11 protein-coding genes and 1 pseudogene are annotated in these 13,208 nt (G+C 28.1%); 3 read left to right on the forward strand and 9 right to left on the reverse strand.

Annotated elements, in window-relative coordinates:
- Window positions 1–32 precede the first annotated feature (32 nt).
- The 7 genes and pseudogenes from JJC02_10585 to JJC02_10615 all read right to left on the reverse strand — a co-directional run bounded on the left by JJC02_10585 (window position 33) and on the right by JJC02_10615 (window position 7,447).
- Window positions 33–286 (reverse strand): annotated as a pseudogene (locus JJC02_10585) (DUF961 family protein).
- A gap of 20 nt (window positions 287–306) precedes the next feature.
- Complete coding sequence (locus JJC02_10590; protein ID UDN53352.1) at window positions 307–621, reverse strand: YdcP family protein; 315 nt, start codon at window positions 619–621, stop codon at window positions 307–309.
- A gap of 234 nt (window positions 622–855) precedes the next feature.
- Entirely contained in the window at window positions 856–1,122 is a 267-nt protein-coding gene (locus JJC02_10595) for a hypothetical protein (protein UDN53353.1), read from the reverse strand.
- 856 nt (window positions 1,123–1,978) lie between these two features.
- Window positions 1,979–3,811, reverse strand: a complete 1,833-nt coding sequence (locus tag JJC02_10600; GenBank protein UDN53354.1) for an ABC transporter ATP-binding protein — start codon at window positions 3,809–3,811, stop codon at window positions 1,979–1,981.
- On the reverse strand, window positions 3,804–6,050 hold the full coding sequence (locus JJC02_10605) for an ABC transporter ATP-binding protein (GenBank protein ID UDN53355.1): 2,247 nt from the start codon (window positions 6,048–6,050) through the stop codon (window positions 3,804–3,806). The genes JJC02_10600 and JJC02_10605 overlap by 8 nt, the downstream gene beginning before the upstream one ends.
- 67 nt (window positions 6,051–6,117) lie before the next feature.
- A complete protein-coding gene (locus JJC02_10610) occupies window positions 6,118–6,579 on the reverse strand; it encodes a MarR family transcriptional regulator (protein UDN53356.1) in 462 nt (153 codons plus the stop codon).
- Between the two features lie 301 nt (window positions 6,580–6,880).
- Complete coding sequence (locus JJC02_10615; protein ID UDN53357.1) at window positions 6,881–7,447, reverse strand: carbonic anhydrase; 567 nt, start codon at window positions 7,445–7,447, stop codon at window positions 6,881–6,883.
- Window positions 7,448–8,135: 688 nt separating this feature from the next.
- Here JJC02_10615 and JJC02_10620 point away from each other — a divergent pair.
- The 3 genes from JJC02_10620 to JJC02_10630 all read left to right on the forward strand — a co-directional run bounded on the left by JJC02_10620 (window position 8,136) and on the right by JJC02_10630 (window position 9,639).
- The gene (locus JJC02_10620) at window positions 8,136–8,474 is read left to right on the forward strand and encodes a helix-turn-helix transcriptional regulator (protein UDN53358.1); all 339 of its coding nucleotides are present in this window, start codon (window positions 8,136–8,138) and stop codon (window positions 8,472–8,474) included.
- Window positions 8,475–8,495: 21 nt separating this feature from the next.
- Window positions 8,496–8,813: a helix-turn-helix transcriptional regulator gene (locus tag JJC02_10625; protein ID UDN53359.1), complete on the forward strand. Its 318-nt coding sequence runs from the start codon at window positions 8,496–8,498 to the stop codon at window positions 8,811–8,813.
- Between the two features lie 148 nt (window positions 8,814–8,961).
- A complete protein-coding gene (locus tag JJC02_10630) occupies window positions 8,962–9,639 on the forward strand; it encodes a hypothetical protein (protein ID UDN53360.1) in 678 nt (225 codons plus the stop codon).
- A 297-nt stretch (window positions 9,640–9,936) separates the two neighbouring features.
- Here the strand turns inward: JJC02_10630 and JJC02_10635 are convergent, their stop codons facing one another.
- Window positions 9,937–10,704 carry a type I 3-dehydroquinate dehydratase gene (locus JJC02_10635; protein ID UDN53361.1) on the reverse strand — a complete coding sequence of 256 codons (768 nt, stop codon included), beginning with the start codon at window positions 10,702–10,704 and terminating at the stop codon, window positions 9,937–9,939.
- Window positions 10,705–11,011: 307 nt separating this feature from the next.
- Window positions 11,012–13,201 carry an EAL domain-containing protein gene (locus tag JJC02_10640; protein ID UDN53362.1) on the reverse strand — a complete coding sequence of 730 codons (2,190 nt, stop codon included), beginning with the start codon at window positions 13,199–13,201 and terminating at the stop codon, window positions 11,012–11,014.
- Window positions 13,202–13,208 lie beyond the last annotated feature (7 nt).

The raw sequence follows: 13,208 nt of genomic DNA on the forward strand, positions 1-13,208 counted from the left end.
TCCGATACTGAAATAGTTTTCTCATAGGCTAACTATTTCTTATCATGATTCTGTTTCTGGTCGGCTTGCTGGTTTTGTGCTGGTCTTTTCAAGATGATATCTTCGGCTTTGATATACCACTCTACATCTGCACCTTGAAATGTGGCAGTAGCCACCGTGTCAGCAATAGGGTTTCGGTTATATTACCCTCATCATCAACAATCTTGACCTCTCTACGTAGAGCGGAAAACTTCAAATCTCCAAATGTTTTTTCTTTTTCAATTACGACTCCTTCAGCTAATCTCAGGTTTAATTACCTGTCCTTTCTTATGCCTTGACGATATCGTCAGCATACATGATGTAGTTTGTGAATCCACGAGTTCCGATTTTGTAGCCCTCTGCTGTAATACGTGGGTTTACTAATTTTACTTTTTGCTCGATTTCAAAATGCTTTTCGCCAGCTTCGGCTGGAAGAATAACGATAATATCGTCCACTCTTTGAATATCAGAATAAAGGTTATAGCTTCGTGAGAGAATGGTAGGTTTTCCATTGATTCTTCGCTGTTCAACTTTACCCTCGCCAGCATATTCTAATTGTCCAAATGTTTTTTCCATGTTGGGTATTACGTGTTTTAACTCCATATATTTTACCTCGTTCTTTCTTGAATGTGTTTTAGATTAAATTGTAATGTTTTATTGTTAAGGTTGTTCTTGTTGGGGAACGTATCGAGTGCATAAGCTATTCCTTTCCATAGAAAAACGCAAGGTACGTCAATGTCTTGTCGTGATCCTTGCGTCTAGCTTTCTATTATTCAGCTTTTGCTTTTTTACGTCGGAAGTATAGAGCGCTTAATGCACTTACAGATAACACAAGACCTAATGCAAAGATAGGATAACATCAACCTTAACAGTAGCTTGCTTTGAACTTTCTAAGTGAAACTCAACAAGGGTTTGATGTTGCGGTTTTGTATAAACAATAGAAGTACCAACCTCACTTTGAGGTACTTTACGATAAGTGATAGAACCATCATTTGAACTTGCACTAGGTGTAATTGTGATGGTATTTCCATTTTGTTGTAAAGTAGCGTTTGTGTTGTTAGATTCTAAAGCCATACCACTTAGAACACCGTTAGAATCTGTCAACGTAATACTATCGCCAACTGTTACTTGTACTTCTTGATTGTTCCATGATGGCAGCGTATCATGACTGTTTACCATACATAAATTGGATTGTGCGTGATTGCATAACCTAAGTGTGGGCTTACTCCTGTATAACTATATTCAGTCGGTTCGTTTAGAACCAATTCACTAGCTGAAACAGAGGTAGGGTTTGTTAAAAACGTACCGCAGACAGTTACTAAAACCATGATATAGGTTGTTAATTTTCTTAATATACTTTTCGATTTTGTTTTCATAGTATTTCCTTTCATAGTAATTTTGCATGAAAAAAGACGCTCAATTAAGAACGCCTGCAAATAGAAAAGGAACACCTTACAAATCTAAGTATACAAAACAAGCTACTTATATCATAAGAAGGATTAAAATTCTAAATATATATTAAAAATACATCAGTTCAATTAACTCATATGTAATTATCATTTTATATTTAACCCAATTCTTAAATTTAAGTAGTTTTTTACATGATTAATAAAATCAATATAAATATATACTTTAATATAATTATCAACTATTAAAATTAAATTTTATCCATAATAAAATTTAAAGAATAAGATTAAATATACATTTTGATAATCACCTCCAATATTTTCATTATTATACATTATAATAAAATACACACTTTGTAAAGACATAAAATAATAGATAAGTGGGTGTCTCAAAATGAATTTCTTAGTTCATAAAAAACTCTTTTTCGCATGAAATTAAATATATTTTCATCATTTCAACAATAAAAAAGAGGCTTGCTCCTCTATCTTGAGACAGCCCCTTATCTATTTAATTTATCTTATTAATGATACTCCTATACCAAGAAAGTTTTCTGTTACATTGCTTCATCTTCTTCAAATTGAGAATTGTAAAGATTAGCATAGAATCCACCTTCTTTTAGAAGTTCCTCATGATTTCCTTGTTCAACTATATCTCCATCATTCATTACAAGAATCATATCAGCATCACGTATAGTTGATAATCTGTGGGCTATAACAAAACTTGTTCTACCTTCCATAAGATTATCCATAGCCTTTTGAATCAGTACTTCTGTTCTAGTATCTACAGAACTTGTAGCTTCATCCAATATTAAGATTTTAGGGTCAGCTAAAATAGCACGAGCTATAGTTAATAATTGTTTTTGACCTTGAGAAACGTTACTTGCTTCTTCATTTAATTTCATATTATATCCATCTGGTAATGTCTTGATAAATCTATGAACATGTGCAGATTTAGCAGCCTCTATAACTTCTTCATCTGTAGCATTAAGCTTACCGTATCTTATGTTTTCCATAATAGAACCACTAAATAACCATGTATCTTGGAGAACCATACCAAACATTTCTCTAAGTTCACTACGATTGAAATCTTTAATATTATGACCATCAATCAATATTGAACCACTATTAACATCATAAAATCTCATCAAAAGTTTAACTATTGTAGTCTTCCCTGCTCCTGTAGGCCCAACAATGGCAACTTTTTGACCTGGTTTAACATTTACTGAAAAATCATTTATTATAGTCTTGTTTGGGTTATATCCAAAGTTGACATTTTCAAAATCAATTTTGCCTTCTAAACCATCTATTGAAACTGCATTTTCAGCAATTTGCTCTTCTTCTTCCTCTTCTAAAAACTCAAATACTCTTTCAGAGGCTGCTGCTGTTGATTGTAGTAAATTAGCAACCTGTGCAAGTTGAGTCATAGGTTGTGTAAAGTTTCTTACATATTGTATAAATGACTGTATATCCCCAACCTCAATTGTTTTCTTAATTGCTAGCCAACCTCCTAAGATTGATACCATTACATAACCTAAGTTTCCAATAAACATCATAAGTGGTTGCATTATACCTGATAAAAATTGAGATTTCCATGCTGAATTATACAAACTATCATTTAATTTATCAAACTCTTCAATTACCTCATCTTCACGATTAAATGCTTTTACTATTGTTTGACCACTATAAGTTTCTTCAACTTGACCATTTACATTTCCTAAATATTCTTGTTGAGACCTAAAGTATTTTTGTGATTTCTTTACTATTCTTGAAATTACAAACATTGATATTGGCAATATTAAAATTGCTACCAGTGTCATAATCCCACTTATAGATAACATCATTATCAAAACACCTATCATAGTTGTCACTGATGTTATAAGTTGTGTCATACTTTGATTCAAACTTTGACTTAAGGTATCTATATCATTCGTAATTCTTGATAATATTTCACCATGTGTCTTAGTATCAAAATATTTCATTGGTAATCTATCCAATTTTACCGAAATCTCTTTTCTTAAATTATAGGATACTTTTTGGGAAATTCCACTCATTATGAATCCTTGCACAAAAGAGAATAATGCACTTATCAAATAAAGGAAAAGTAAAAATGCTAAGATTTTTCCAATTGAATTAAAATCTACACCTACATTTCCTCCAGAAACTTTGCTTACTAATCCTTCAAATATCTTTGTAGTTGCCTTACCTAAGATTTTTGGACCTACTATAGAAAATGATGCACTCCCAATAGCAAATACAATTACCAAAATTATTGATATTTTAAACTTAGATAAATATGCAATTAGTTTTCGCATAGTTCCTTTAAAATCATTTGCTTTTTGCCCTGCTCCCATAGATTTTCCCATAGGGCCTTTTCCCATTCTACTCATTAGCTAGCTCCTCCTTTGAAAGTTGTGATAAAGCTATTTGCTCATAAACTTCGCAATTTTTTAGAAGCTCTTTATGTGTTCCTATTCCAACTATTTCGCCTTCATTTAAAACAATTATTTGTTCTGCATTTAAGATAGTGCTAATTCTTTGTGCAACTATTAGTACTGTACTTTCAGCAGTTTTTGATTTTAAAGCCTTACGAAGAGCTGCATCAGTTTTTAAATCAAGTGCTGAAAAACTATCATCAAATATATAAACTTCTGGATTTTTTGCTATTGCTCTTGCGATAGAAAGTCTTTGTTTTTGACCTCCAGATACATTTGTTCCACCTTGAGAAATTTCAGTTTTAAAAGCTTCTGGTTTAGAATTGATAAATTCTGTAGCTTGAGCTATTTCAGCTGCTGTTCTCATTTCTTCATCTGTTGCGTCTTTTCTACCATATTTTAAGTTGGATTCTATAGTACCTGAAAACAATACTCCCTTTTGAGGTACATATCCAATTTTTTCTCTTAAATCATGTTGAGAAACATTTTTTATATTAACTCCACCAAGTAATATTTCTCCCTCAGTAACATCAAAGAAACGAGGAATTAAATTTATAAGAGTTGACTTACCACTACCAGTACTTCCTATAAAAGCAGTTGTTTCCCCTGGTTTTGCTGTAAAAGATATATTTGTTAATATAGGTTCTTCTGCATCTGGATACATGAATGAAACATTTTTAAATTCAACAAGACCTTTTTTATCTTCTCTAAACTCTTGTGCCTCTGATTTTTCTGGGTCTTTAATGCTTATATTTGATACTAGTACTTCATCTATACGTGTAGCTGAAACAGACGCTCTTGGAAGCATGATAGATACCATTGATATCATTAAGAATGACATTATTATTTGCATTGTATATTGTATAAATGCCATCATATCTCCAACTTGCATTGCTCCAGAATCAACACTATATGCACCTCTCCAAACTATAAGAACTGTTATAAGGTTCATTACAAGCATCATAGCAGGCATCATACATGTCATAACTCTATTTACGAAAAGATTTGTTTTAGTTAAATTTTTATTTGCTTCATCAAATCTTTCTTCTTCGTGTTTTTCAGTACTAAAAGCTCTGATAACTGGAATACCAGTAATTATTTCACGACTTACTAAGTTTAACTTATCAACAAGCTTTTGAACTAGTTTGAACTTAGGCATAACTACTGAGAACAACACTACAATTAATGATAAAATAGCAACTACTGCTACTGCTATAATCCATGCCATTGAAGTATTTGTGTTTAAAACCTTTATTACTCCACCTATAGCCATTATGGGTGCATAGAATACTATTCTAAGCAACATAACCATCAACATTTGTATCTGTTGAATATCATTTGTACTACGAGTAATTAATGAAGCTGTAGAAAACTCATTCATTTCAGTATTTGAAAATGACATAACTTTTCTAAAGACTCCACTTCTTAAATTTCTACCTACACTTGCTGCTACTCTTGCTGCTAAAAATCCTACTGTTATTGTGGCTACCATACTAATCATAGCTATACCAAGCATTTTAGCCCCAGTAAATAATATATAACTATTTTGAGTTTTCTCTGTATCAATACCTATTTTCTCATACTCTGACTTTACATATGATACTGAGCTTTGTGTTATCATACTCTCTGGCATACCTTCAAAGCCTTTGTTCATCTCTTTAGTCAATGTATCTAACTGCTCTTTTGGCATTGCTGATAACAATTTAAATATATCAATATCCCCACCTTGAGTAGCTTGTGGTGGAAGTTTGCTCATTAGTTGAGCTTTCATAGCTTTTACTTCTTTACTATCACCTTCAAGCCCTGATACTATTAAAATAGCTTTACCAAAAATAATATTTAAATCATCTATAGTGTCTTTATCTTTAATATTTAACTCATAAAGAGATTCATCTTTTAGACCTGGATACTTATCTTTATACTTAGCATAATCTTCCTTATTCAATAAAGTATAATTATCTAGTACTTTATCCTTACTACTTTTATCCATAAATAAAGTAATTTTATCTAGTTCTCCCTCTCTAATGACAGATGGAACAGAATTTTCTACTCCACCTTGTTGTATACCTACATTTACTATATTGGATGTGTACTCTGGTAAAGAAAGATCACATACCGCTTGAATTACCAATAGGCAGACTATTATTGCTATTGATAATGCCGATTTCTTTAAATATTTAATTAATTTAAACATACATTTCTTCCCTTCTGTAATATTAATTAGTCTAATAACATTAAATTGAAAAATATTATTTCAAACTTTAAAAGTATTTTTCATCTTCATGCTTATGACATCCTGCTTTTAAATTATCTCGCACTTGCATTAGGAGTCTTCTAAGTACTATTTTTTCTTCTTCACTAAATCCTAAAAAGAATTCTCTTTCTAATTCCTTGTTAAATTCCTCAACCTTATTACATATTTCTAAGCCTTTATCTGTCAAAAAAATTCTAGATACTCTTTGGTCCTTTTCATCTTGCTTTCTTTCTACAAGTCCAGACTTTTCCATCCTCTTTATCATAACTGTAGTTGTAGATGCTTTTACTTTCCTTTTATCTGCTAATTCCTTTTGACTTTGCCCATTTTTCATCTTTAAAGAAAAAAGTATTTGTGGCTGACCATGATATAAGCCTAATTTATCAAAATAAAAATGAGTTCTTATAAAATATATACGCATTAATTGCAAGAAAACATCATTCAATTTTTCTTCAGAATTGCTATTCATACTTGCCCTCCTTATTTTTATATTACTTAGTCGGCTAATCATTATTTTACTATACCATATACATTTTTTCAATATATTTATAAAAATTCATATAAATTTCATTTAATAAACATTTTTGCATTATATAATTATAATTTTAATAAATAATAGTAAGGTTTTTAATTAGTCAACTACTTATATTTTTATTGCAAAGCTTAAAACAAACCTTTTCATATGTTTTCAAATAAAAAAGTTGTTCCAAAATAAATTTTGAAACAACATCTTATCTAACAGTACCTTGCTTATATAAGACTATAATACTCTATTTATCTCCATATCCATTTACAATAACATCTAATTTTCCAGTTTCTGGTGATATAATTAGACCATGTACAATAATACTATCTGGAATTAAAGGGTGTCCTTTTATTAAATCAACACTATCTTTTACAGACTCTTCTGCAGAATCAAATCCATGTAACCATTGTTTTGTATCAATTCCAGCACTACGAAGTGTAAGTATTACATCTTTAGATATTCCCCTATCTAAAATTTTGCCAAGTAATTTATCTGTATCAACATTACACATACCACATCCATGATGTCCTACAACTATAACCTCATCTACATCAAATTCGTAAATTGCAACTAGAACACTTCTCATAATACTTCCAAAAGGATGCATTATGGTAGCTCCTGCGTTTTTTATTAGTTTAACATCTCCATTTTTCAAATTCATAGCTTTAGGCAAAAGTTCAGTTAATCTTGTATCCATACAAGATAAGACTACTGTTTTTTTGTTTGGATGTTTTGATGTCACATATTGTTCATATTCTTTGTTCTCTATAAATGATTTATTATACTCTAGTATCTCTTCAAGTTTTCTCATATGTAATCTCACTTTCTTTAAAAATTTTTTTATTATTATATCACTATTGAACTGCAATATATACATATATAATTTAATTTATATTTATTAAATATTTTTATAAAATTATTAATCTACTATAAATCTTACATATAACTTATGTTTATAAGTATTTGTATATTTATTTTTTTATAATCTAAACTAGTATTATCTATTTTCATTATTTATCTAATTATATTTTTTCAAAATTTTATTATAAAAATTTTACCCTATAATTACTTTTTTATTTCACTTCTATATGATTAGATTTAAAAATATCTACCTTACTAATATAATAACTAAACTTGAAATACTTATTAAAAAATTTTCTAGCTACATTGGTTATTCAACATATGAAATCTAAAATTTTTCAAATTTTCAAAATATATTCTACATATCTAATATGTAATTGTAATAAAAAATGCTATAATTAACATATTATTAATTCGTTTTATTATTGTAGTATGGCTATGAAATTATGAAAAATATTTGTCTAATTAAAAATATGATTTATCCATATTTGTTTATTGTAGATACAGACTATACAAAAATAAATAGCACTTATTCCAGTATAAAAACATATATAGTCTATATTTAGACTAAAAAAGTATAAATAGTCTATATAAAACAACTTAAACTATGAATATAATCTAAAGTGGAGGGATAATAATTGGCAAATATAGGAAAAATAATAGGAGATAGAATAAAAGTCTATAGAACAAAATTGGGATATAGTCAAGAATTTCTAGCAGAAAAAGCAGGTTTACATCCAACATATATTGGTCAGATTGAAAGAGCTGAGACAAATACATCTATCAATATTATAATGAAAATCGCTACTGCTTTAGATATACCACTTGAAGTGTTATTTGCAAATATTATTACAACAGAAGGCGTTGATAACTCTGTACCTTTAGAATGTTATGAAATGATTAATAAATTAACTGAAAAAGAACAAATTGCAATGTTAGAGTTAATAAAGTGCATCATTAAATACAAAGAAATATAAGCGAGGGAAATAGTGACAATAATGAATTATATAGGTAAAAGACTTAAAGAAGAACGTAAAAAAGCAAATTTAACTTCAAAGGAGTTTGCAAATATGGTTGGAGTATCGCCTTGGTATATAACTCAAATCGAAAGTGGTAAAAAGAATCCAAGTCTTAAAACATTCATAAAATTTGTAAGTGTATTAAATATATCTGCAGATGTTCTTATAAAAGATATTACTTCCAACGGAAAGATATATTTAGAAAATGATATAAATGAAGAATTAAAAGACTTAAATTCAAGAGAGCTAAATCTGATATCACAGATTATAGATATCATAAAAAAGAATAAAATATAATTCTTTATATTTTATATAAAAAAAAGGTTATTTGAAATAAATAACCTTTTTTTGTCTTTTTGTGTTAACATTGTCTTATAGTGCTAATTAGTACTATTAGACCATGTTCTATGGCCTTATTTTAATATAAAACGATTGGAGATAGGCTATGATTGTGATTGAAGGTAGCGATAAATTTAAGATTGCAAAAAAATATATTGATGTAGAGTATATTCTTTTTAGAAAGATAACTTGTAAATATGAAAAGTTAAGATTTAAAGACAAGATTGGATTAGAAAAAATCAAAATATTTAAATATAAGAATAATCATATACTTAATAAATTAAATCTTGCTTTAAGAAATGAGTTTTGCTATTATAAAAAACAAATAATTAGAGAAACTGTAGATACACTAAGATTGTCAGAAATTTTTTCAAGTGACAATATAGAAGATATTAAATTTATAAAAGATGATAAAGAAAAATTGGAACTCAGTATAGAAAAATTTGTAAAATTTAAACATCGAAAAAATAGAACTTATGTCTATTGTTATTGCCCTGATATGTACAGAGATATAGAACTTGATAAAAATTCTATCAATAAGATATATAATAGAAAGATAAAAATTGAAAGAGAAGTTAATATTTTTGAAGATGAAGATGTTGTAATAAATAAAAAGGTATTTAAATTTCCAAAATCCTGGACAAAGAATATGCAAAAATATTGGTTAAAAGAAAATAAATACCCTATACATTCTAGTGTAATTGATGATGATAGATATAAATGTTGTAATGTTCAATATGTAAAAAATAGAGTAATTATCTTGTATTACATATATAATTTTTAGTATAAGTAATCATAAAAAATATAATCATTATAGATATTTAACTGATTATAAATAGCAAAAAATATTAGTGTATCATTTGTAATTTAAAATTTTTCAGGTTTTTAATGGCATATTTCAAATATGCCATGATTAATTTATAAAAATCTTAAAATATCTACTTTTAATTGACTATCTTTAAAACAATCTATATTGATTGATATTTTAACTAAAAAATAAGAAATAATCATTAACAATGTTATATTTTACATAATATCAAACCAGTTAATACTTAATGTTACTACTTTATATAGTATCTAATCAAGTAATACTATTGTGTAATAAGTTAAGTACTGAACTTAACTCTTTAACTGATACTTGACCTGGTGCAGAAATCTTTTTAACTGCTCCAAAAGTCAAAGAAGAACCAAATATTTCTCCACACAATCGACTTATAACTCCTATTCCTGACATAGACATAGTTATTATTGGTCTATCTGCATATATTTGAACCATCTCATTTGTAGCTGTGAGTAATACTAACACATCTTTTTTACTTTGAGGCATAACAGCTATCTTAGGTAAATCTGCTCCTAATTCTTGCATCCTACATAAACGAGATATAATTTCTTCTTTTGGGGGCGTTTTATTGAAATCATGATTAGAGATGACTACCTTCACTTCTTTTTTATGAGCAAAATCAACTATTTCATCTACAACTTTATCTCCTGTAAATAATTCTATATCTATTAAATCTATTAATCCTGTATTAGAAGCTTCTTTATTTAAGGTAATATAATAATCTTTTGATATTAATTTTTCTCCACCTTCTACTTTGCTTCTAAATGTAAATAATAAAGGTATATCTGGTATATATCTTCTTAATTCATAAAGCACCTCTTTAACCTTTAGAACATCTTCTACATCTTCAAAAAAGTCAACACGCCATTCTACAATATCCAAGCAAACTTCTTTTAGACCTTCAACTTCTTCTAGAATTTCGGCTTTACTTTTTCCCATAATTGGCACACAAATTTTAGGTATACCCTCTCCTATAATAATATTTTTTATTTGTACTATTTTTTTCATGCTTCCCTCCACATATATAAACCTCTATATTCTCTTTACTTCATAATATCATTATACTGTAAAAATATTGTATATTGTAATAATACTATCTCCAAAATAATATTTATTCTTAAAACAATAAACGTTATATTATATATATTCAAAAAGTTTAATAAAGTAAATAAAGTAAGCGATTGCACTCTACAATTAAGGAGAACAATCGCTTACATATCAATTAAATCATAATTGTCATTACAATTACACTAGAAAAATGATTTTTAAATAATAAATTCTCATCTACAATAAATTATAAAATAATTATCATATTTTAGTTTAATAATTTTTCAAATTCATGAATTGGTAATGGTCTTGAGAAAATATATCCTTGAATCATATCACAATCTGTTTTTTTCAAGAACTCTAACTGTTCATTTGTTTCAATACCTTCTGCAACTGTTTTTATGTTAATCTGTTTAGCCATATTAATAATAGATTTAATAATTTCTTCACTTCTCTCTGTATTATTGGTATTATCCAAGAAAAGTTTGTCTAATTTAATTACATCAAAAGATAAATTTTTTAATGCATTTAATGAAGAATATCCACTACCAAAATCATCTATTGAACAAATAAAACCATTACTTTGTAATTCCACAATAGCTTCTTGTACTTTCTTCATGTCTTCCAATAAAATATTTTCAGTAACTTCTAATTCTAGTAAATAATCAGGTATTCGATATTTGTTTTTAATGTTCAAATATCTTTCTAAAAAATCTGCTTGATAAAAATGTAAACGTGAAATATTAATTGATACAGAAACAACAGGTAATTGTTTTTTTATACGACCTGCAAGATGTTCACAAACACTTTCAAACACATACTCATCTAACTTTAATATAAATCCATTCTTTTCAAAGATAGGAATAAAATCGCCTGGCATTACCATGTTACCACTCTTATCTATCCACCTAACAAGAGCTTCAGCTCCTAATATATGGCTACCTTGAACGTTGTATTTAGGTTGTAGATACAATGTAAATTCTTTATTTTCTAAAGCTTTTTCCATTTTTGATTCAATAGCTGCTTCTTCCATTATACGTTCTCTCATTGTATAATTATAGAAACAATAATAATCCTTACGATTCATATTAACCTCTGTTAAGGCAAGATGACTACCATCAATTAATCTATCGATATTTTTTATTTCTATCATATCTTCTAAGCAACAAATTCCAAACTTCATAACTCTCTCTTTTTCAATTCCATCACTTTTAAGAGCAAGATAGAATTTTTGATATATCTTTGCACATAAATCAACTAAGTCCTGTTTTTCTTTATAGTCACACATCAATAAGAATTTGTCAGCAGTCATATGGCAAGTGATTCCTTGGTATGGAATAGAATCACTTAATATACCTGCTAAACTTTTTAAAATTTTATCTCCATACTTATATCCATTTAAATCATTAATAATCTTAAATCCTGCAATATCTATATAGATGACTGCCCAATTTTTACTATTATCTTTAATTTTTTTATTACCTTCTTCTTTGAATTTCTGATAGTTATATAAATTAGTTAAGGTATCATAATATGCTAAATACATAATTTCGTTTTTATGCTTTCTATTATCATGTCTATAAATAAATACTATACACCCTATAGCTCCTATAATAATTAAAGATAGTATGATAGTAAATATAATGATATGATTAGCTTGTGTCATAATGACATCATTTTGAATAATGGAGACAATATACCAACCATCTATATCACCCACTGGTACATAACAAAATACGTTTGCATCATCATGATAATTAAATAAAGCATATCCTTTTTGGTGATTCAACAATGCATCCTCAAATGATTTAACAGTTTTTTTATCATTTCCCTCTAGGTCTATAATATCAAAGAGATTCTGCATTGTTCTATTTGCATTTTTATGATTAGCTCTTATTAAAACATTTCCTGTATCATCAACAATATAAGAGAATCCTAAGTCATTATAAAATGATAAAGAAAACTGCTCAGCAATATAATCAGCACGCGTCTCTTTAATAATCAACTCATCTCCTGATTTAACGTAAACTGCCACCATCTTTACTCCTGTATTACGATTAAAATAAGGTTTTATAATACCTTTATCAGATTGAAATGCTTTGAGTTTCTCAACTTCTTCATCCGGCAATTGTTCTTTATCACTATTGTTAATGAAAGTTTTTTCTTTCAAATTCACATATACATAATTTATACCCTCTAATTCTAACTTCTGAAGAATTGATATTTTCACTTCCTCATCTTCAAAAGACACGCCTTTCAATATACTTGTAAGGTTTTCAACATCTTTTTCTACGTAAAGTTTAAAAGATTTCTGTTCTGCTGTAGTAGATTCTAGAATATCATAAACAGATTTTTCCCATAATGAACCACGCACAAAATTAACATAAGTCAGCATAGTCATTCCAACTATTCCTATAGCAAGAATACTACATATAATTATTATTGGCTTATTTTTCATGATAATC

The organism is Clostridioides sp. ES-S-0054-01 (assembly GCA_021561035.1).
GTDB lineage: Bacteria > Bacillota > Clostridia > Peptostreptococcales > Peptostreptococcaceae > Clostridioides.

Excerpts from the sequence above, each read along its gene's own strand:
- JJC02_10590 (UDN53352.1), bottom strand. The coding sequence starts at position 621 with ATGGAGTTAAAACACGTAATACCCAACATGGAAAAAACATTTGGACAA.
- JJC02_10600 (UDN53354.1), bottom strand. The coding sequence starts at position 3,811 with ATGAGTAGAATGGGAAAAGGCCCTATGGGAAAATCTATGGGAGCAGGG.
- JJC02_10605 (UDN53355.1), bottom strand. The coding sequence starts at position 6,050 with ATGTTTAAATTAATTAAATATTTAAAGAAATCGGCATTATCAATAGCA.
- JJC02_10610 (UDN53356.1), bottom strand. The coding sequence starts at position 6,579 with ATGAATAGCAATTCTGAAGAAAAATTGAATGATGTTTTCTTGCAATTA.
- JJC02_10615 (UDN53357.1), bottom strand. The coding sequence starts at position 7,447 with ATGAGAAAACTTGAAGAGATACTAGAGTATAATAAATCATTTATAGAG.
- JJC02_10625 (UDN53359.1), top strand. The coding sequence starts at position 8,496 with ATGAATTATATAGGTAAAAGACTTAAAGAAGAACGTAAAAAAGCAAAT.
- JJC02_10630 (UDN53360.1), top strand. The coding sequence starts at position 8,962 with ATGATTGTGATTGAAGGTAGCGATAAATTTAAGATTGCAAAAAAATAT.
- JJC02_10635 (UDN53361.1), bottom strand. The coding sequence starts at position 10,704 with ATGAAAAAAATAGTACAAATAAAAAATATTATTATAGGAGAGGGTATA.
- JJC02_10640 (UDN53362.1), bottom strand. The coding sequence starts at position 13,201 with ATGAAAAATAAGCCAATAATAATTATATGTAGTATTCTTGCTATAGGA.